Annotated in this window: 19 protein-coding genes; 13 read left to right on the top strand and 6 right to left on the bottom strand. The window is 58.4% G+C overall.

Annotated features, from left to right (window positions below; genetic code table 11):
• Positions 1 to 5: 5 nt before the first annotated feature.
• Positions 6 to 1,283, top strand: coding sequence for an acetyl-CoA C-acetyltransferase (locus QRN48_RS02995; RefSeq protein WP_285348779.1), 1,278 nt, complete (start codon positions 6 to 8; stop codon positions 1,281 to 1,283).
• A 112-nt stretch (positions 1,284 to 1,395) separates the two neighbouring features.
• On the top strand, positions 1,396 to 2,202 hold the full coding sequence (locus tag QRN48_RS02990) for an AraC family transcriptional regulator (RefSeq protein ID WP_285348778.1): 807 nt from the start codon (positions 1,396 to 1,398) through the stop codon (positions 2,200 to 2,202).
• Positions 2,203 to 2,291: 89 nt separating this feature from the next.
• Here the strand turns inward: QRN48_RS02990 and QRN48_RS02985 are convergent, their stop codons facing one another.
• Positions 2,292 to 3,542, bottom strand: coding sequence for an invasion associated locus B family protein (locus tag QRN48_RS02985; protein WP_285348777.1), 1,251 nt, complete (start codon positions 3,540 to 3,542; stop codon positions 2,292 to 2,294).
• 456 nt (positions 3,543 to 3,998) lie between these two features.
• Here QRN48_RS02985 and QRN48_RS02980 point away from each other — a divergent pair, with 456 nt between their 5' ends.
• Complete coding sequence (locus QRN48_RS02980) at positions 3,999 to 4,892, top strand: PA4780 family RIO1-like protein kinase (RefSeq protein WP_037015461.1); 894 nt, start codon at positions 3,999 to 4,001, stop codon at positions 4,890 to 4,892.
• A gap of 43 nt (positions 4,893 to 4,935) precedes the next feature.
• Here the strand turns inward: QRN48_RS02980 and QRN48_RS02975 are convergent, their stop codons facing one another.
• Positions 4,936 to 5,316 carry a hypothetical protein gene (locus QRN48_RS02975; protein WP_191942806.1) on the bottom strand — a complete coding sequence of 127 codons (381 nt, stop codon included), beginning with the start codon at positions 5,314 to 5,316 and terminating at the stop codon, positions 4,936 to 4,938.
• 155 nt (positions 5,317 to 5,471) lie between these two features.
• On the opposite strand from QRN48_RS02975, the gene QRN48_RS02970 reads away from it, so the two are divergent.
• Positions 5,472 to 5,669 carry a heavy-metal-associated domain-containing protein gene (locus QRN48_RS02970; protein ID WP_191942807.1) on the top strand — a complete coding sequence of 66 codons (198 nt, stop codon included), beginning with the start codon at positions 5,472 to 5,474 and terminating at the stop codon, positions 5,667 to 5,669.
• Between the two features lie 165 nt (positions 5,670 to 5,834).
• Here the strand turns inward: QRN48_RS02970 and QRN48_RS02965 are convergent, their stop codons facing one another.
• Positions 5,835 to 7,694, bottom strand: a complete 1,860-nt coding sequence (locus QRN48_RS02965) for an Lnb N-terminal periplasmic domain-containing protein (RefSeq protein WP_191942808.1) — start codon at positions 7,692 to 7,694, stop codon at positions 5,835 to 5,837.
• Between the two features lie 72 nt (positions 7,695 to 7,766).
• The gene (locus QRN48_RS02960; protein WP_037015453.1) at positions 7,767 to 8,255 is read right to left on the bottom strand and encodes a DUF3015 domain-containing protein; all 489 of its coding nucleotides are present in this window, start codon (positions 8,253 to 8,255) and stop codon (positions 7,767 to 7,769) included.
• Between the two features lie 279 nt (positions 8,256 to 8,534).
• Between QRN48_RS02960 and QRN48_RS02955 the strand changes: the two genes are divergently transcribed.
• The 5 genes from QRN48_RS02955 to bamJ all read left to right on the top strand — a co-directional run bounded on the left by QRN48_RS02955 (position 8,535) and on the right by bamJ (position 13,179).
• On the top strand, positions 8,535 to 10,967 hold the full coding sequence (locus QRN48_RS02955) for a Lon protease family protein (protein ID WP_037015450.1): 2,433 nt from the start codon (positions 8,535 to 8,537) through the stop codon (positions 10,965 to 10,967).
• 185 nt (positions 10,968 to 11,152) lie between these two features.
• The gene (locus tag QRN48_RS02950) at positions 11,153 to 11,485 is read left to right on the top strand and encodes a PA4575 family protein (protein ID WP_052075353.1); all 333 of its coding nucleotides are present in this window, start codon (positions 11,153 to 11,155) and stop codon (positions 11,483 to 11,485) included.
• A 169-nt stretch (positions 11,486 to 11,654) separates the two neighbouring features.
• A complete protein-coding gene (locus QRN48_RS02945; RefSeq protein ID WP_037015447.1) occupies positions 11,655 to 12,143 on the top strand; it encodes a TIGR00645 family protein in 489 nt (162 codons plus the stop codon).
• Positions 12,144 to 12,172: 29 nt separating this feature from the next.
• Complete coding sequence (locus QRN48_RS02940; RefSeq protein ID WP_285348772.1) at positions 12,173 to 12,478, top strand: DUF6482 family protein; 306 nt, start codon at positions 12,173 to 12,175, stop codon at positions 12,476 to 12,478.
• 83 nt (positions 12,479 to 12,561) lie between these two features.
• Positions 12,562 to 13,179 (top strand): BamJ family beta-barrel-assembly machinery protein, encoded by a 618-nt coding sequence (gene bamJ / locus QRN48_RS02935; RefSeq protein ID WP_285348771.1) that lies wholly within the window; start codon positions 12,562 to 12,564, stop codon positions 13,177 to 13,179.
• A gap of 83 nt (positions 13,180 to 13,262) precedes the next feature.
• Here the strand turns inward: bamJ and QRN48_RS02930 are convergent, their stop codons facing one another.
• Both QRN48_RS02930 and QRN48_RS02925 read right to left on the bottom strand, forming a co-directional pair.
• Entirely contained in the window at positions 13,263 to 13,505 is a 243-nt protein-coding gene (locus tag QRN48_RS02930; protein ID WP_285348770.1) for a PA4570 family protein, read from the bottom strand.
• A 164-nt stretch (positions 13,506 to 13,669) separates the two neighbouring features.
• The gene (locus QRN48_RS02925) at positions 13,670 to 14,638 is read right to left on the bottom strand and encodes a polyprenyl synthetase family protein (protein ID WP_037015437.1); all 969 of its coding nucleotides are present in this window, start codon (positions 14,636 to 14,638) and stop codon (positions 13,670 to 13,672) included.
• Between the two features lie 239 nt (positions 14,639 to 14,877).
• Here QRN48_RS02925 and rplU point away from each other — a divergent pair, with 239 nt between their 5' ends.
• The 4 genes from rplU to proB all read left to right on the top strand — a co-directional run bounded on the left by rplU (position 14,878) and on the right by proB (position 18,165).
• Entirely contained in the window at positions 14,878 to 15,192 is a 315-nt protein-coding gene (gene rplU / locus QRN48_RS02920; protein WP_003176051.1) for a 50S ribosomal protein L21, read from the top strand.
• Between the two features lie 33 nt (positions 15,193 to 15,225).
• On the top strand, positions 15,226 to 15,498 hold the full coding sequence (rpmA, locus tag QRN48_RS02915; protein WP_037015434.1) for a 50S ribosomal protein L27: 273 nt from the start codon (positions 15,226 to 15,228) through the stop codon (positions 15,496 to 15,498).
• 239 nt (positions 15,499 to 15,737) lie between these two features.
• Positions 15,738 to 16,961: an Obg family GTPase CgtA gene (gene cgtA, locus QRN48_RS02910; RefSeq protein WP_037015431.1), complete on the top strand. Its 1,224-nt coding sequence runs from the start codon at positions 15,738 to 15,740 to the stop codon at positions 16,959 to 16,961.
• A gap of 85 nt (positions 16,962 to 17,046) precedes the next feature.
• Positions 17,047 to 18,165 (top strand): glutamate 5-kinase, encoded by a 1,119-nt coding sequence (proB, locus tag QRN48_RS02905; RefSeq protein WP_285348766.1) that lies wholly within the window; start codon positions 17,047 to 17,049, stop codon positions 18,163 to 18,165.

Below are 18,165 nucleotides of genomic sequence, written 5' to 3'. Positions count from 1 at the left end.
CTTAGATGATTCAGACACGACGCGTGGCCATTGTCGGCGGCAACCGCATTCCGTTCGCGCGCTCCAACGAAGCGTATGCCACCGCCAGCAATCAAGACATGCTGACTGCTGCGCTGGAGGGTCTGATCGAGCGCTTCAATCTGCATGGCCTGCGCCTGGGAGAAGTCGTTGCGGGTGCAGTCCTCAAGCATTCCCGCGACTTCAATCTCACCCGTGAATGCGTGCTCGGCTCACGGTTGTCGCCGCAAACACCCGCCTACGACCTTCAACAAGCCTGCGGCACAGGACTTGAAGCAACGCTGTTAGTGGCAAACAAAATCGCCCTTGGCCAGATCGAATGCGGTATCGCCGGCGGCGTCGACACCACGTCTGATGCCCCTATTGGCGTTAACGAAGACCTGCGGCAGATCCTGTTGCAGGTCAATCGCGGCAAAACCACGGCCGACAAACTCAAGGCGCTCACCCAGCTACGTCTGCATAACCTCAAGCCTGAGCTGCCACGCAACGGCGAACCGCGTACCGGCTTATCGATGGGCCAGCACTGCGAGCTGATGGCGCAAACATGGGGCATCCCTCGCGAGGCGCAAGACCAGTTGGCGCTGGAGAGCCATCAAAAAATGGCTGCGGCTTACGCCCAAGGTTGGCAGGAGGATCTGCTTACGCCGTTTCTCGGCCTGACGCGTGACAACAACCTGCGGCCCGACGCGAGCCTGGAGAAACTTGCCTCGCTCAAACCCGCGTATGAGCGCAGCGCCAAAGGCACGCTGACGGCGGGCAACTCGACGCCGCTGACCGATGGCGCCTCGCTGGTGCTGCTTGCCAGCGAGGAGTGGGCAAAGGAGCGCGGGTTGCCGATTCTCGCGTACTGGCGGGATGGCGAGGTCGCTGCTGTGGATTTCGTGCGGGGTAATGAAGGCCTGCTGATGGCCCCGGTCTATGCCGTTCCCCGCCTGCTGGCGCGCAACGGCTTGACGCTGCAAGACTTCGATTACTACGAAATCCACGAAGCGTTTGCCGCGCAGGTGCTGTGCACGTTGAAGGCGTGGGAAGACCCAGAGTATTGCAAAACGCGTTTGGGGTTGGAGGCGCCGCTGGGATCGATCGATCGCAGCAAACTCAATGTCAAAGGCAGTTCCCTCGCAGCGGGCCACCCGTTTGCCGCGACCGGTGGACGCATCGTGGCGAACCTGGCGAAGTTGCTGAGCAATAGAGGGGGAGGGCGTGGATTGATTTCGATCTGCGCAGCGGGCGGGCAAGGCGTGGCGGCTATTGTCGAGGGCTGAGCGATTGGATGTATTGGTAGGTAGCATCGGCAGGATTTCAAGCATGGTTTGTAAAAGCGGACGTCGGCAGGTTTACTGAGCCGACTGTGCCTGTCTTACATAGGGCTGAACCATGCCGACCTATGCACACCGCGCAACCCTGCGATCATATGCCGAACGTGCAGTGCCTGAATTGGCGCGCCTGCCACGTCCGGTTTACGCTCGAGCCGAAAGCTTGAATGCGGGCTCATGGACCCCGACGCATCGTCACGATTGGGTGCAATTTTCCTATGCCATCAGCGGTGTACTGGGCGTTCATACGGCCCAGGGCAGCTTCTTCGCTCCTCCTCAGTGGGGCGTGTGGATACCTGCCGGGCTCGATCACGAAGTCGTCACATCCGCGCGGGCCGAAATGCGCAGCTTGTATATACGCCCTGAAGACTCCGTTTGGGGGGCAGACCATTGCCGAGTGCTGGAGGTCACTCCGCTGGCGCGCGAATTGATCAAAAGATTTTGCCTTCTTCCAACGGATTATCCCCAGGGAGAAAGCCCCGAAAGCCGCTTGGTACAAGTGCTGCTCGATCAGTTGGCGAGCCTGGCGGAAGTCGGCTTTTCTTTGCCACTGCCGCGCCACCCCCGCCTGCTTTCCCTGTGTTGCGAACTTATCGAACAGCCCGGCCAGAACGTCACGCTTGGCGAATGGGCCCAGAGGCTGTGCGTTTCGGAGAAGACGCTGACGCGCCTGTTCCAGCGCGAAACCGGGCTAAGTTTCCGAGGATGGCGGCAAAGAGCTAGGTTGCTGTCGTCGTTGAACTTATTAGAAGAGGGGGCTGGCGTCACTACCACGGCACTGGCGTGTGGGTATGACTCTACGTCGGCTTTTATTGCGGCGTTTAAAGGGTTATTCGGGCTTACGCCGGGGGAATTGTTTCGGCCCTGAAGGTGCTCTTTTCAGAAACGGGCGAGGACATGAAGTATCACGCTGCCGTTTAAGCGAACACCTTGCTGCCAAGGCTTCATTCGCTATTCTTAATATTGAGGCTCAATGTTTATCACTAAGTGGTCAGAGGCCGGATTTGCGCAGGAAAAAGAGCTGTTTTCCAAGTTGAACACTTGAGCCGATCCTGCAGTGCAACCGGCCGTAGCGCATGTCCAAGCGGTAGTCATATCGCCAATGTACGGGAGATCAATGTCCAATATCCAGTTAAAAGGTTGCTTGTAGGAGATTTTCATATTCTCAAGCGCGGCTTCCGTGAATGGCTGGCCACCGCGGTCTCGCATTATCAACAAGGCCGTCGCGTATGTGTCGCCTTCCCCGGCTACCCAGACTGCTTTCCACGTATTTGAGGCAGTGAACGGGAAAGTGACAGTTTCCCCGTTTGCATCTCTCACTGTAATGTTCCCGGTTCCATTTCGAAGTTTTGTAATCTTACCTTTAGCATCTATTTTGAGGTAAGCAGGGTCACACGTATAAACATACAGCGGCTTCCCACCGGCGGCGGGTCGCGTCACTCGCACGCCTGGGGGCACTCGACCGGTGGAGGCGAGCCTGTCCGAGATCACATAAAATCCGTCGAGTACCAACGGCGAGTTATCAATGATCAAAGGGGTTGTTCCAAACATGAGGGTCAGAGGTGGGAACTCGACCGAGTTTTCTGCATTACTGGTTCCGTCAAACGCTACGGAAAAGATCAACGTGATCTCATCCCCGTTGGCAACATTCAGTAAGTCTGCGCGCGGCAGGGTCACTGCAACTCCGCTTGCTGCCTGCGCCTCGTCGAGCGGATGGGCAACGAGCAAACGGAGCGTTGGTATGTCGTTTGGGCCCTTTACCGTCAGCCAGACTTTTTGCCCGACCGCGGCCAGCGGCCATTTAGCGACTGCGACATGGGCATCGCCTTCGAATGTATTGGGGTCCAGCGCACCGTTGCTCGATTCAACAACTGCAGGCCTAGAGGCGGCCAAGTCTGAAACGTCCAAAGGCAATACTGTGAGATTTAACGGTTTGGACGGCCAAACCTCGCCGTCGCGCGTTATCTTGTAAAAAAAATCTACTGTTTTGCCTAGCGACTCTGCAACCACACCGGCAGGGATGGCGAAGTCCACCGTTCCGTCCGTGCTGCCCGGCTGGGAGCCGATCATTGCGTCGTTGCCATCCCAGACCAGCATGATGTTGTCGGTAGATAACATCGGTGTGTAGGCCACCCTCGCTGTGGCGCCGTTGGGGGCGTCAATTGGATTAAGCACGGCGCTGCTGGCCTTGATAAGTTGTTCACTCATGATTTTCGCCCTACCCGTTGTGTGAGTGGGGATTGTCTGCCGTGTAATCCAGAGTGTCTGCTGTCACAAATGACAGTCAATCTCGGTTCAATTTGTGAGTTCCAAGACAGCTTGGGGGTTTAGGTAACTCTGCGAACCTATCTTGATAACCTCTAATTAAAATCTATCCTTCGAACGGCGTGCAACGGACGGCAGTTGATATTTACAGCCGTTCAACCGGTGAATACGGAGGTAAAAAACAGGGACCCCTCTCGTTTTTGGTTGCGCCCTTGCTCCTGAGCGCAGTCGGTCGCCTGAGGCAAATCGGCACGAAAGCTGCTTCAAGTACCAATCAGGGATATCACGCGACTGCCCGCTCACAGTCAATCCGCCTTACCCCCTACTCGCTGGCAGAGGATTGCCGTATAAGGGGCGACAACCGCGTGTTTGGCAACGAAGGACCCCCAATAAAAGCTGATGAAGACTCCTAAACGCATTGAACCGCTGATCGAAGACGGTCTGGTCGACGAGGTGCTGCGCCCGCTCATGAGCGGTAAAGAGGCAGCTGTTTATGTGGTGCGCTGTGGCAATGAGCTGCGCTGCGCCAAGGTTTACAAGGAGGCAAACAAACGGAGTTTCCGCCAGGCTGCGGAGTATCAGGAAGGCCGCAAGGTTCGTAACAGCCGTCAGGCTCGAGCGATGGCCAAGGGTTCGAAGTTCGGCCGCAAGGAAACTGAAGACGCATGGCAGAACGCCGAGGTGGCCGCCTTGTTCCGGCTGGCCGGCGCAGGCGTAAGGGTGCCCAAGCCCTTCGACTTCCTCGAAGGCGTGCTGTTGATGGAAATGATTTGCGACGAGTATGGCGATGCTGCGCCGCGTCTGAACGACGTTACGCTGGAGCCGGACCAGGCGCGTGAATATCACGCCTACCTGATTCAACAGATCGTCTTGATGCTGTGTACCGGTCTGGTGCACGGTGACCTTTCCGAGTTCAACGTGCTGCTGACGCCGACCGGGCCGGTCATCATCGACCTGCCCCAGGCCGTGGACGCGGCAGGCAACAACCACGCCTTCAGCATGCTGGAGCGCGACGTTGGCAACATGGCCTCGTACTTCGGTCGTTTTGCGCCGGAGCTCAAGAAGACCCGCTATGCCAAAGAGATGTGGTCTTACTACGAAGCCGGCACCTTGTCGCCCGCGACGGTATTGACCGGCGAGTTCGACGAACCGGAAGAAGACGCTGATGTTGGCGGAGTGCTGCGTGAGATCGAGGCAGCACGACTGGATGATGCAAGGCGTCAGGCCGCGCGTGCGGCGGATGATGCGCCGCCGAACAAAACCGAAGAACCGCCTCCGCCCTGGATGCAGTGATCGGTTAGCAAAACCCGGCTCCGGCCGGGTTTTTTATTGGGCGCTAGTAGTTCAAATCCGCCTTTTTCAGGTACATCCCGTTCGGCCCGGACGCAATGCGATATTTCAAAACGTCGCCCGCGTTGATGTGCAGCCGCGTGTTGTTCTGGGCCTCAATGCCCGGCGAGCAACCCGGCGTCTGTCCCGGCAGCACGCGCAAACGCACGGACAGGTCGCCTGCAGGCAAGTTGAACGAGCGCGACTCTTCCTGATACAGGCGACCTACTAGCTGGTCTTGCATGTAGATGCCGATTTCGCAGGACGTGGACACTTCCAGCCGCTCGCGGGAAATGATCAGCACGCCATAATCCTGGTCGGCGTGGGCCCAGGGTGCGCAGGCCAACAGGCCGGCGAAACCTGCGATACGAAAGGCGGACCAGCGCATGGCTGAATCTCCTGATAAGACGGTTGTAGACGCACTCTGGCGCAGAGTGCCGCTGAACGCCAGCCCGGCAGATCCATCGAAAACTTGACCTTGCCCCGACGGGAAGGTCTTAGATGACGCCACACCGTGTTTTAGATGAGTAGAGGAGTCAGCACATGCAAGTATTCAACGTTCAGGGTATGACGTGCGCTCATTGCGTTCGAGCCGTCACCAATGCCATCCAGCAGGAAGACTCTGCAGCGCAGGTGCAGGTCGATCTGGCGAAGGGTGAGGTGAGAGTGCAAAGCCGGCTGGGTGCCGAGCAGGTCGCCGGATTGATCGAGCAAGAAGGCTACACAGCAACCCCAGCCTGACGCAGATCCTGTAGGAGGGCTCTCGTCGTCCAGACGCCGCGATGTCGCGCAGCAAACACGATCCCTGTAGGAGCGCGCTTGCCCGCGAATGCATTCTTTCAGATATCAAGCTGGAGATGACACACCGCGGTTCGCGGCAGGGGATCTCCTACAATCCTGCGCGACTCAATAGTGATACCACTTCAGCTCCAGCATCACTTCGTTCACCGGCGAAGTCAGCTGACTGAAATCCCGTTGCGCACTGAGTCGCAAACCCAGGTTGCGCGACAGTTCCCACTGTTGATTGAGGCTGATGTTGCGCCGTACTTCGCCATTGGTGAAGTAATCGCCTTTGGTTTCCAGGCTGAGGTTACCCAACGCATTACGCCACAACACGCCTGTGTTGAAGCCCGCCGCCGGCGAAATCAGCGCCGAGAAATCGTTGTTGTGCTCAACCCGAACAGTGCCCAGCGCAAAGCCCAGCACGTCGTCCCCCAGCTTCCATGTGCCACCCGCGCCACCGTTGACGTGACTGACCAGATTCTCGTCGCCGTGCTTGCCAAGTACCCGCTCAAGACCACCGGCCACTTGCCACGACCAGGGCTGCAACAGTTCGTTGCGCGGCGTCAGCGAGCGAATCGTCGCCAGATCAAGCCGCTGCACCTGCCACCGACTGTCCTCGTATTGACGCAGCTTGAGTTGCAGAATTTCGATCTGCGCCCCCAGCGGGAAGCCATACGCGTTGTCATTTAAATCGTGGTACGCCATGCGCAGGCCGTATTCGGCAAATGCCTTGTCATCCCGCGTGCCTGCACCCAGCTGCCAGGTGCGCGACTCGTGGCCGTCTTCGGGAAGACCCGGTCGCTCGATGTCCAGCGCAGGTGGCGGATTTGTACTGATCGCGCGCAGCAAGTCGTAACTGCGTTGCGCACTGGTCGGATCGCGCTCCTGGCCATTGGCGCGATACCGCTCAAGCCTGTAGGCCGCATCCTGAATAAGCGCGCGCCGTTCCTTTGGCAGCGCGATGTAATCGGCGCTCTGCATCTGCTTTTGATCGGCGCTGACCTTGAGAACCCATTGCTGCTCATCGTGATTCAACGGCTCGGCGCGGCTCAACAGCTCACGCTCTCTGGAGGGGCGATAGTCGATTTTCTCTACCAGACCGGCGTCTTTGACCGCGCGCACGGTGTCAGTGGGGATCGCCGTCAGGCGGAACTGAGGCGTCAGGTCCAGGCTAGGTCGAGCGACCTGCAGCAGCTCCAACAGGCGATAAGAACAGTTTTCGTCGAAGAAGAAATACCCGAATCGAATCTGTTTGAGTTCCCACACGTGCTCGACCATGCGCCGGGTTTCTTCCGGCGTCAGGTTAAGGCGGTATTCCCACAGATCGCGGTTCTCCAGACTACGGTATTCGGAAAGTTTTTCCTGGTAGGGCACCAGCGCGAATAGCCCTGGGTAGCCGCCCATCAACCCTTTCCAGGCATACAGGATGCTGTTGTCCGAACCTTCGATGTACGCGCCGAAGTTGATCGCATAGCTGAGCAGGGCGGTCTTGTTGGCCTGCACATCGGCTTGATCGATGCGCAGCAGCGTATGGCCGAACATGGACGACGGGCTGTTGAGGTAGGCCGCCGGAAAAATCAGCACCGTGCTGTCCGGGGCCACATCGGAAAACCACTTGTTGAATTCTTTGCAGTCAACCGCAGGCAGATCGGTGAGCTTTAATTCGTCGCGCAGAAAACGTGTACGGGAGGGGTAAACGCATTGCGGGTGGGCGTTTTCCTGCCCTTGTGTAACCGGGCGGTAGATCGCCTCAAGCGTCGAGGCGAGCTCGGCCTCGGGATCATGCGCGCCATTGGCGGCCAGGAAAAATTTTGGATCATCGACATAGCTGCGCCAGCCGCCGAGCTTGCCGGCTTCATAGTGACCGATGGATATCCAGAATCTGGAATGGGCCAATTGCTGCAAACGATCATTGTCGACGTGAGGCGCGGCATAAAGCGGGGCGCAGACGCAGAGCGCCAGCCAGGCAAGGCGTTTGAGCATAGAGTGGCAACTAGTCAGAAGTGGGCAGGGCAGAGAACCTGCCTTCCGGGGAGGAAGGCAGGCGGCACGACTTTAAGCCTGGGTCGCGTATTTAGCCAGAGTCGGATCGTTCTTCAGTACGTCGATGGTGTTGGTGTGAACATCTTCTGCAGTGGCATCAGCTTTGGTGAAGATCTGCTGATAGTGCTGGTGGGTGACTGCGGCGAAATGCGCACGGTCTTCCGGTGCAACGCCCAGCACGACCGCATAAGTGGTCAGTGCTTCGCCTTGGCCCATGGCCATGTCCTTGGAAAGCTCATCCATCATGCCGTTCATGGCAATCCAGGATTTGCCGCCGTAGGTCAGCGCGCTGTTGGTGGAGCAGCCGTTGGTGCCAGAGGTCATGCCGAAAGTGGCGTTGCCCGAAGTACCGTTGGTGGTGGAAGCGAGGAAGTGGGCTGGCGTGCCACGTTGACCTTCAAACAGCATGTTGCCCCAGCCGCAGTCCGGACCGCCAGGCGCTTGAGCCATGGCGTTGATGGACACAGCGGCAAAGAGAGTACCAAGAAGAATCCGTTTCATAGCTTTAGTCTCTGTTATTTCAACCAAGGGTCGGATTCCTGGCCATTCAGGCGCCAGGGCGAACCGGTTATTTGGATTGTTGCCGGTCGCGCAAGTTGGAGTTTAGCCACGATATGAACGTTCCGTGGTTTATTCGGATTGTTACGTGTAATCCATTGGTCTCAGCCGTGTAGGCAAGTTCGTCATGCGCCACGGCCTCCAAAAGGTTCTTGCCTTGCCAGTGCGGTGCGGCGAGCGCCAGAATGCGTTCATCTGCCCCGCCTGATGTAAGGATGTCCGATGCCCGATTCTGTTGCTGCCAGCCTGCGACTTGCGCCCGAAGCGCTTACCCGTCCCTTTTCCGCTGAACAGTTCAGCTTCACGACAACCAACGATCTCGAACCTTTTCGTGGCGTGCTTGGCCAGGAACGCGCCGTAGAGGCTTTGCAATTTGGCGTTGCCATGCCGCGCCCGGGTTACAACGTCTTCGTGATGGGTGAGCCCGGCACTGGCCGTTTCTCCTTCGTCAAGCGTTACCTCAAGGCCGAAGCCAAGCGCATGCAAACGCCTTCGGACTGGGTGTACGTCAATCATTTTGATGACGCCCGCGAGCCGCGCGCGCTTGAATTGCCGCCCGGCAGCGCCAGTTCCTTTATCGCCGACATCAACGGACTGATCGACAACCTTCTGTCGACGTTTCCTGCGGTTTTCGAGCACCCGTCCTACCAGCAAAAGAAAAGTGCCATCGATCGAGCTTTCAATCAGCGCTACGACCGCGCGCTGGATGTCATCGAGCGTCTGGCCCTGGAAAAAGACATCGCGCTGTACCGCGACAGCAGCAATATCGCCTTCACGCCGATGCTCGAAGGCAAGGCGCTGGATGAGGCCGAATTTTCCCAACTGCCCGAAGCTGAGCGTGAGCGTTTCCACAGCGACATCTCCTCGCTGGAAGAGCGGCTGAACGAAGAGCTGGCCAGCCTGCCGCAGTGGAAACGCGAGTCCAACAATCAGATGCGTCAGCTGAACGAGGAGACCATCATTCTGGCGCTCCAGCCGCTGCTGGCTCCTCTTTCCGAGCGCTACGCTGAAAATGCCGCCGTGTGCGCTTACCTGCAGGCCATGCAGGTGAACTTGCTCAAGACCGTGGTCGAGCAACTGGTCGACGACAGCAAGACTGACGCCCAGGCGCGTAAGTTGCTGGAGGAGCAATACTGCCCGAGCCTGGTAGTCGGCCATTCCGCCAGCGGCGGTGCGCCAGTGGTCTTCGAGCCGCATCCGACTTACGACAACCTCTTCGGCCGTATCGAATACAGCACCGATCAAGGCGCGCTCTACACCACTTACCGTCAATTGCGTCCCGGGGCCTTTCACCGCGCCAACGGCGGTTTCCTGGTGCTGGAAGCCGAGAAAATGCTCAGCGAGCCGTTCGTATGGGACGCTCTCAAGCGTTCCCTGCAGTCGCGCAAACTGAAAATGGAAGCGCCGCTGGGCGAACTGGGCCGTCTCGCCACGGTAACGCTCACACCGCAAACCATCCCGCTGCAGGTGAAAGTCATCATCATTGGCGCGCGGTCGTTGTATTACACGCTGCAGGACCTCGATCCGGACTTCCAGGAGATGTTCCGGGTGCTGGTGGACTTCGACGAAGACATTCCGATGGTCGACGAGAGCCTGGAGCAATTCGCCCAGTTGCTCAAAACCCGCACATCGGAGGAGGGCATGGCACCTCTGACCGCCGACGCTGTGGCGCGTCTGGCCACTTACAGCGCTCGCCTCGCCGAGCACCAGGGTCGCTTGTCGGCGCGTATTGGCGATTTGTTCCAGTTGGTGAGCGAAGCGGACTTCATTCGCAGCGTGGCGGGTGACGAGCGCACGGACGCAGGGCACATCGAGCGGGCGCTCAAAGCCAAGGCCACTCGGACGGGGCGTGTATCCGCGCGAATCCTCGACGACATGCTTGCGGGCATCATCCTGATCGACACGGATGGCGCGGCAGTGGGCAAGTGCAACGGGCTGACGGTGCTGGAAGTCGGTGATTCTGCATTCGGTGTGCCGGCGCGTATTTCAGCGACGGTGTACCCGGGAGGCAGCGGTATCGTCGACATCGAGCGGGAGGTCAACCTGGGCCAGCCGATTCACTCCAAAGGGGTGATGATTCTCACGGGTTACCTCGGTAGCCGTTACGCTCAGGAATTCCCGCTGGCGATTTCCGCCAGCATCGCGCTGGAGCAGTCCTACGGCTACGTCGATGGTGACAGCGCCTCACTGGGTGAAGTCTGCACATTGATTTCCGCGCTGTCGAAAACCCCGCTCAAGCAGTGTTTTGCTATCACCGGGTCTATCAACCAGTTTGGTGAAGTTCAGGCCGTTGGCGGCGTTAACGAGAAGATCGAAGGGTTCTTCCGGCTCTGCGAAGCCCGCGGGCTTACCGGTGATCAGGGAGCGATCATTCCGCAGGCCAATGTCGCGACGCTGATGCTTGACGAGCGTGTGCTGCAAGCCGTGCGCGCCGGGCAGTTCCACGTCTATGCAGTGCGTCAGGTGGATGAAGCGCTGAGCTTGTTGGTGGGGATGCCGGTGGGCGAGGCTGACGAAGACGGTCAGTTCCCCGACGGTTCAGTCAACGGCAGGGTGGTGGACCGCTTGCGCGACATCGCTGAAATGCTGAGCGACGAGGACCTCAAAGAGCTCGAAAAAGAGGCGCCACAATTACAGCCTGAACTGAAAAGTTAGGCCTTTGACGTCAATGAAACAGGGCGCTTGATGGCAAAATGACCATTCGGCGCCCTTTTCATTTTCGCGCTTTTCCAACAGGGTATTTGTTCGATATTGTCGGGCTGCAGCAGTGGTCAAAGGGACTGACGCGTTTCCTTCGTTTCACGCGGGAAATGAATACTGCAATCAATGAGGAGCTCGCCATGCCGCGCAGCCTCTGTCTTACTCGCCAATGCCTGGGTCTTGTGACCCGAATCGAATGTGTCGTACGTCCGCTGTCCGGCGACAAGGGAATGTGGACATTGTTGTTTGCTGCCGGGATGTCCGGCGAACAACCTTCCGCGCTCAAGGCGCAAGGGCCATTTCACGGTCCCATCGCTGCCGAATCGGTACTGGATGCCATTGCCGAGAGCCTTGTGCTCCATGGTTATCAGACCGCCGAAGAGATCCCTATCTGGAGTGTCCATCTTCAGGGGGAGTTGCGCAGAGTCAACAGCGACGCCGCCCTGAATCAGCGGACCTCGCCTGCCAACTGATACATGCCTGTCGACGATTGCCGCACAGCTTTCTGCAAGGCGCAGGTGCGCATTCGTCGAGCATTTCACAGACCTGATGAAGCGTTATTGTTTCAACTCTTTTCCCGGTGGGTTGTGCTAATCGGCCTGCGCCCTATACTCGCGAGCTTTAAGTTATCTGTGAGTTTAAATGGAACGTTTTATCGAAAATGCCATGTACGCTTCGCGCTGGTTGCTGGCGCCGATCTACTTCGGTTTGTCTCTGGGGCTTCTGGCGCTGGCGCTGAAGTTTTTCCAGGAAATTTTCCACGTCATCCCCAATGTGTTTTCACTGGCTGAGTCGGACCTGATCCTGGTGCTGCTGTCGTTGATCGACATGGCGCTGGTCGGTGGGCTGTTGGTCATGGTGATGATCTCCGGCTACGAGAACTTCGTGTCGCAGCTGGACATCGACGAGGACAAGGAAAAGCTTAACTGGCTGGGCAAGATGGACTCCTCATCGCTGAAGATGAAAGTCGCTGCCTCCATCGTTGCGATCTCGTCCATTCACCTGTTGCGGGTGTTCATGGACGCCAAGAACATCGAGCCCCAGTATTTGATGTGGTACGTGATCATCCACATGACCTTCGTCGTCTCAGCTTTCGCGATGGGGTATCTGGACAAGCTGACCAAGCACTGACCGACTGTCTGCCCTCGCGAGGATTTGCCATGAATCTGCAAGAACTCACCTTCCACGCCAGCAGCGGGGGTGTTGACGAGCTCAATCTGATTTCCATAGAAGGTGGCATTTACTTGCTGGAAGCCAGGATGCAGGGCGCAGTGCATCGCGTGGTCGACGCTCAGGGCAAGGCTTTGCACCTGCGCTCGGTCGAACATGCGCGCGAATTGCTGCAGCCGGTGACGCCGATGCCGTTCAATCTGATCCACGCGGTTGTTCACGACGAAATGTGCGGTGTGCAGGACGACCTGAATCAGGACGTCAAAATACCCCTGGCTTTTCGCTCGGCCTGGTAGTGGTTACGGTTAATACGCTTTGTGCTAGTCTGCCCGGCCTTTAAATGTGGGCGCCCAAGGGCGCTCTTCAGCGGAGCCGTTTCATGTCCGAAGTCAATTTGTCCACCGACGAAACCCGTGTCAGCTACGGTATTGGCCGTCAATTGGGCGACCAGCTGCGAGACAATCCGCCGCCGGGTGTAGACCTGAACGCTATCCTGGCTGGCCTGACTGACGCTTTCGACGGCAAGCCAAGCCGCGTCGGTCAGGAAGAGATGGGCGCAAGCTTCAAAGTCATCCGTGAAATCATGCAAGCCGAAGCGGCTGCGAAGGCCGAAGCCGCAGCGGGCGCCGGCAAGGAATACCTGACTGAAAACGCCAAGCACGAAGGCGTAACCACGCTAGCGTCCGGCCTGCAGTACGAGGTTATCACCACCGGTGAAGGCGCACAGCCCACCCGCGAAAGCAACGTGCGCACGCACTACCACGGCATGCTGATCGACGGCACAGTGTTCGACAGTTCCTATGATCGCGGTGAGCCGGCTGAATTTCCGGTCGGCGGCGTTATCCCTGGCTGGACCGAAGCACTGCAGTTGATGAAGGCTGGCAGCAAGTGGCGTCTGTATGTGCCTAGCGAACTGGCGTACGGCGCCCAGGGCGTTGGCAGCATCCCGCCACACAGCGTTCTGGTTTTTGACGTCGAACTGCTCGACGTTCTGTAAGGCTTTGTAGTTATCGTTTCACGCATCAACAGATGCCGAGTCAGCCCTGCGCCGGCTCGGCATTGTCGTTTTAGCTGTTCTCATCAATGCAGTTCGCTGACGGGGCGCAATGCCCGCGCATAGCAGAACAGAAACAGACTGCGCACCATCTCCTTCTGCACGCAGGGTTCGCACGAACTCAGGCTGCTGACGTCCAGATCCCCTTGATCACGCAACTCGTCGAGCGCGTCCTCCTCAAGCACTGCACATACTTCGCCTGTCTCGCGGTGCAGGATGCGCAGGTAGGGTTGCGGCCGGTCAAGCCAGGCATCGATCAGATAGGTCATGTGATTCTCCTTCAGTGGTTAGATGAGAATAATTCCTATCTGTAGAATAGCAAGGGTCTATTTGAGATTAGTTCGCATCTTCTTCCCGGCAGTGGATGTGCGTGCTGAATCGCGTGCAATAAAAAGCCCGTCACATGGACGGGCTGTCTTCGAGCAGGGCGGTGTCAGTGTGTGCGCGCCACCGCGAACTCGCTGAGCTCCACCAGTGCGTCGCGATAAACGCTGGGCGGGAGGACATCCAGGCAGGCAATGGCGCGAGCAATGTAGTCGCGTGCCAGTTGGGCGGTGTATTCCAGTGAACCTGACTTTTCAACCGCATCGCGGATGCTTTCGAGATCTTCCAGGCCGCCCTTCTGGATGGCTTGACGAACCAGCGCGGCTTGTTCAGGCGTGCCTTCGCGCATGGTGTAGATCAGCGGGAGAGTAGGCTTGCCCTCGGCGAGGTCGTCACCGACATTCTTGCCGAGCGTCTCTGCATCGCCGCGATAGTCCAAGAGGTCGTCAACCAGCTGGAAGGCCACACCGAGGTGATCACCGAAGGTGCGCAGCGCTTCACTTTGCTCGGGCCCTGCATTGGCCAGGGCGGCAGCGCTGTGCGTCGACGCTTCGAAGAGCATGGCGGTCTTGCCGCGGATGACCTCCATGTAGGTTTCTTCGGTGGTGCTGGCATCGCGCACCTTGGACAGCTGCAGCACTTCGCCTTCTGCAATAACGCGGGTGGCCTTGGACAGGATCTGCATCACCGGCATCGAGCCCAGCTCAACCATCATCTCGAACGAGCGCGAGTACAGGAAATCCCCTACCAGTACGCTGGGCGCGTTGCCCCACATGGCGTTGGCGGTCGAGCGGCCACGGCGCATGCCGGACATGTCGACCACGTCGTCGTGCAGCAGAGTCGCGGTGTGCAGGAATTCGATGGTGGCTGCCAACAGGCGCAGATCGTCACCGCCAGAGCCCAGCGCTTTGCCACACAGCAGAACGAGCAGTGGACGCAGACGTTTACCGCCGGCAGAAGTGATGTAGTCGCCGATTTTGGAGACCAGCGGCACGCGCGATGTCAGCTGCTTCTTGATAATGTGGTCGACGGCTGTAAAGTCGTCTGCCACAGCGGTGTAGAAGGCTTGGGGTTGCATCAGCGAGACGTGCTCCAGAAGGGTTGCGCGGCATGCTAGGTTGCAGGCCCGACCCTGTCAAGGCGTGACATAACGCAGCTTGCAAGGCGTTGATCGCTTGCGTACAATCGCGCACCCTAACTTCCTGGGCAGCACCTGCCTTACGCAATTGCATGTCGGCCTTCCAGCCTTGTGCAGCCATGCCAGCCAATACCTCTTCCTATAAAGAGCTGGGTGAGCAGGATTATCGGAGATACACCATGTCTTATGCAGTAATCGTTACTGGCGGCAAGCAGTACAAAGTCGCCCCAGGTGAATACCTGAAGATTGAAAAACTGGAAATCGCTACCGGCGAATCCGTTACCTTTGATCGCGTTCTGTTGGTTGCCAATGGCGACGACGTGAACATCGGCGCTCCAGTTGTTGCCGGCGCTACCGTTGTGGCTGAAGTGATCTCCCAAGGTCGTCACGATAAAGTCCGCATCATCAAGTTCCGTCGTCGTAAGCACCACATGAAGCGTATGGGCCACCGCCAGTGGTACACCGAGATCAAAATCACCGGTATTCAGGCTTAATTTCAGCCTAATCCTCACTAGGAGAATTGACTCATGGCACACAAAAAAGCTGGTGGTAGTACCCGTAACGGTCGCGACTCAGAAGCCAAACGCCTTGGCGTGAAGATGTATGGCGGCCAGGTTATCGTTCCGGGCAACATCATCGTGCGTCAGCGCGGCACCCAGTTCCACGCTGGTTACGGCGTTGGTATGGGCAAGGATCACACCCTGTTCGCTAAAGTCGAAGGCGTGATCAAGTTCCAGGTTAAAGGCGCCTTCGGTCGTCGCTACGTAAGCATCGTGCCAAAGACTGAAGTCGCGGCATAATCTTGCGTTCAGGGTTGTGAGGGCCTGGCCCTCACAACCCTGAGCTGAAAAGCCCTGTCGATGACAGGGCTTTTTCGTTTGTAAAAGGTCCTGTTTCTGGTGAGTCTCTTGCAAAGCTGTTTGTGTGGGCCGTTGTGGTGTGTAGTCGCTGGTTTTTGATCGGTATCGCAACGCTCATCTTTGCAAGAGCCTTATGAATTTATGTTGTTTGCTCGTCTTTGCGACGGGAGGCGTGCGCTATGAAATTTGTTGATGAAGTATCCATTCGAGTAAAGGCCGGTGACGGCGGGAACGGTTGCATGAGCTTCCGTCGCGAGAAATTCATCGAGAACGGTGGTCCGAACGGTGGTGATGGTGGTGACGGCGGCTCGATCTACATGATCGCTGACGAAAACCTCAACACCCTGGTCGACTATCGCTATACCCGCCATTTCGATGCCGAGCGCGGTTCGAATGGCGGCAGCACCGACTGCACCGGCCGCAAGGGTGAGGAGCTCGTGCTGCGCGTGCCGGTCGGCACCACGGTAATCGATGCCGGTACTCAGGAAGTGATAGGCGACCTGACCAAGGCCGGCCAGCGTCTGCTGGTAGCGCATGGCGGGTGGCACGGTCTGGGTAACACGCGTTTCAAGTCCAGTACCAACCGCGCGCCACGTCAGACCACGCCCGGCAAGCCGGGCGAGCAACGCGATCTGAAGCTGGAGCTGAAAGTGCTGGCTGATGTCGGTCTGCTCGGGTTGCCGAACGCTGGCAAGAGCACGTTCATTCGGTCTGTCTCTGCGGCCAAGCCGAAGGTTGCTGATTATCCGTTCACCACCCTGGTGCCGAACCTGGGTGTTGTCAGTGTCGATCGCTGGAAAAGCTTCGTGGTTGCCGACATTCCCGGCCTGATCGAAGGTGCCTCCCATGGCGCCGGCCTGGGTATTCGTTTCCTCAAGCACCTTGCGCGCACGCGTCTGTTGCTGCATCTCGTCGACATGGCACCGCTGGATGAAAGCAGTGCGCCGGATGCCGCCGAAGTCATCGTCAATGAGCTGGTCAAGTTCAGCCCAGCGCTGGCAGACCGTGACCGCTGGCTGGTGCTCAACAAGTGCGACCAGATCCTTGAAGAGGAGCACGAAGCCCGTAAGCAGGAGATCATTGATCGCCTGGAGTGGACCGGTCCTGTGTACGTCATCTCGGCCATCGCCAAAGAGGGCACTGACCGTCTGACCCACGACATCATGCGTTATCTCGAAGATCGTGCTGACCGTCTGGCCAACGATCCGGCATACGCTGCCGAGCTCGCCGAGCTGGATCAGCGCATCGAAGACGAGGCTCGCGCCCAGTTGCAGGCGCTGGATGATCAGCGTGCCTTGCGCCGTAGTGGCGTGAAGAGCGTGCATGACATTGGCGATGATGATTGGGATGAAGAAGACGTCGACGATGAAGATGGTCCGGAAATCATTTACGTCCGCGACTGATCGACTGCAGTAAACTACAGCGCCGCTCTTGAAGCGGCGTTTTAGTATCTAGAATTCGGACTCTCTGGCTTAAGGTTGAAAGATCATGCGGAGCAAGGTGACAGGTGCCCAGCGTTGGGTGGTAAAGATCGGAAGTGCGCTGCTGACAGCGGACGGCAAAGGTCTTGATCGCAACGCGATGGGCGTTTGGGTCGAGCAGATGGTGGCCCTGCATGAGGCGGGTGTCGAACTGGTCCTGGTGTCGTCCGGCGCGGTAGCGGCCGGTATGAGCCGCCTGGGCTGGACTGTACGACCGAGTGCGATGCACGAGCTCCAGGCGGCTGCGGCGATAGGCCAGATGGGTTTGGTGCAGGCCTGGGAATCCAGTTTCGCCGAGCATCAGCGCCACACCGCGCAGATTCTGCTGACCCACGACGACCTTTCCGATCGCAAGCGCTACCTGAACGCACGCAGCACGCTGCGCACGCTGGTTGAGTTGGGCGTAGTGCCTGTCATCAATGAAAACGACACGGTTGTCACCGACGAGATCCGTTTTGGTGACAACGACACGTTGGCTGCTCTGGTCGCCAACCTGGTTGAGGCCGACCTGCTGGTCATCCTGACCGATCGCGACGGCATGTTCGATGCCGACCCTCGCAACAACCCCGAGGCGCAGCTTATCTACGAGGCCCGGGCCGACGACCCTGCGCTTGATGCGGTCGCTGGTGGCACTGGCGGTGCGCTGGGGCGTGGCGGCATGCAGACCAAATTGCGTGCGGCTCGTCTGGCTGCACGGTCCGGTGCGCACACGGTGATTGTCGGGGGGCGTATCGAGCGCGTACTGGCTCGTCTCAAGGCGGGGGAGCGCTTGGGTACTTTGCTGTCCCCCGAGCGCGAGATGCTTGCTGCCCGCAAGCAATGGCTTGCCGGGCACCTGCAAACGCGCGGCACGCTGGTGCTGGACGAAGGCGCGGTGACTGCGCTGACCCAAAGCCACAAGAGTCTGCTGCCGGTTGGCGTAAAGGTTGTGCAGGGCAGTTTTCGTCGTGGGGAGATGGTGGTTTGCGTGGCCGCCGATGGCCGCGAGATTGCCCGGGGTCTTAGCAATTACAGTGCGCTCGAAGCGCAGAAGATCATTGGCCTGCCCTCGGACGCTATCGTCAAGGCCTTGGGTTACATGGCTGAGCCAGAGCTGGTGCACCGCGACAACCTGATTCTGGTCTGA

It is taken from the genome of Pseudomonas sp. ME-P-057 (assembly GCF_030208975.1).
GTDB classification, from domain to species: Bacteria; Pseudomonadota; Gammaproteobacteria; order Pseudomonadales; family Pseudomonadaceae; genus Aquipseudomonas; species Aquipseudomonas lutea.
The sequence above is the reverse complement of the archived record's forward strand: the minus strand, read 5'-3'. Positions and strand labels throughout refer to the sequence as shown.

What these genes read in the sequence shown, in the direction of transcription:
- QRN48_RS02995 (WP_285348779.1), top strand. Translation starts at nt 6, where the DNA reads ATGATTCAGACACGACGCGTGGCCATTGTCGGCGGCAACCGCATTCCG.
- QRN48_RS02940 (WP_285348772.1), top strand. Translation starts at nt 12,173, where the DNA reads ATGAATCTGCAAGAACTCACCTTCCACGCCAGCAGCGGGGGTGTTGAC.
- QRN48_RS02955 (WP_037015450.1), top strand. Translation starts at nt 8,535, where the DNA reads ATGCCCGATTCTGTTGCTGCCAGCCTGCGACTTGCGCCCGAAGCGCTT.
- QRN48_RS02985 (WP_285348777.1), bottom strand. Translation starts at nt 3,542, where the DNA reads ATGAGTGAACAACTTATCAAGGCCAGCAGCGCCGTGCTTAATCCAATT.
- rpmA (WP_037015434.1), top strand. Translation starts at nt 15,226, where the DNA reads ATGGCACACAAAAAAGCTGGTGGTAGTACCCGTAACGGTCGCGACTCA.
- QRN48_RS02950 (WP_052075353.1), top strand. Translation starts at nt 11,153, where the DNA reads ATGCCGCGCAGCCTCTGTCTTACTCGCCAATGCCTGGGTCTTGTGACC.
- QRN48_RS02960 (WP_037015453.1), bottom strand. Translation starts at nt 8,255, where the DNA reads ATGAAACGGATTCTTCTTGGTACTCTCTTTGCCGCTGTGTCCATCAAC.
- proB (WP_285348766.1), top strand. Translation starts at nt 17,047, where the DNA reads ATGCGGAGCAAGGTGACAGGTGCCCAGCGTTGGGTGGTAAAGATCGGA.
- QRN48_RS02930 (WP_285348770.1), bottom strand. Translation starts at nt 13,505, where the DNA reads ATGACCTATCTGATCGATGCCTGGCTTGACCGGCCGCAACCCTACCTG.
- QRN48_RS02925 (WP_037015437.1), bottom strand. Translation starts at nt 14,638, where the DNA reads ATGCAACCCCAAGCCTTCTACACCGCTGTGGCAGACGACTTTACAGCC.
- cgtA (WP_037015431.1), top strand. Translation starts at nt 15,738, where the DNA reads ATGAAATTTGTTGATGAAGTATCCATTCGAGTAAAGGCCGGTGACGGC.
- QRN48_RS02965 (WP_191942808.1), bottom strand. Translation starts at nt 7,694, where the DNA reads ATGCTCAAACGCCTTGCCTGGCTGGCGCTCTGCGTCTGCGCCCCGCTT.
- QRN48_RS02975 (WP_191942806.1), bottom strand. Translation starts at nt 5,316, where the DNA reads ATGCGCTGGTCCGCCTTTCGTATCGCAGGTTTCGCCGGCCTGTTGGCC.
- QRN48_RS02990 (WP_285348778.1), top strand. Translation starts at nt 1,396, where the DNA reads ATGCCGACCTATGCACACCGCGCAACCCTGCGATCATATGCCGAACGT.
- rplU (WP_003176051.1), top strand. Translation starts at nt 14,878, where the DNA reads ATGTCTTATGCAGTAATCGTTACTGGCGGCAAGCAGTACAAAGTCGCC.
- QRN48_RS02980 (WP_037015461.1), top strand. Translation starts at nt 3,999, where the DNA reads ATGAAGACTCCTAAACGCATTGAACCGCTGATCGAAGACGGTCTGGTC.
- QRN48_RS02945 (WP_037015447.1), top strand. Translation starts at nt 11,655, where the DNA reads ATGGAACGTTTTATCGAAAATGCCATGTACGCTTCGCGCTGGTTGCTG.
- QRN48_RS02970 (WP_191942807.1), top strand. Translation starts at nt 5,472, where the DNA reads ATGCAAGTATTCAACGTTCAGGGTATGACGTGCGCTCATTGCGTTCGA.
- bamJ (WP_285348771.1), top strand. Translation starts at nt 12,562, where the DNA reads ATGTCCGAAGTCAATTTGTCCACCGACGAAACCCGTGTCAGCTACGGT.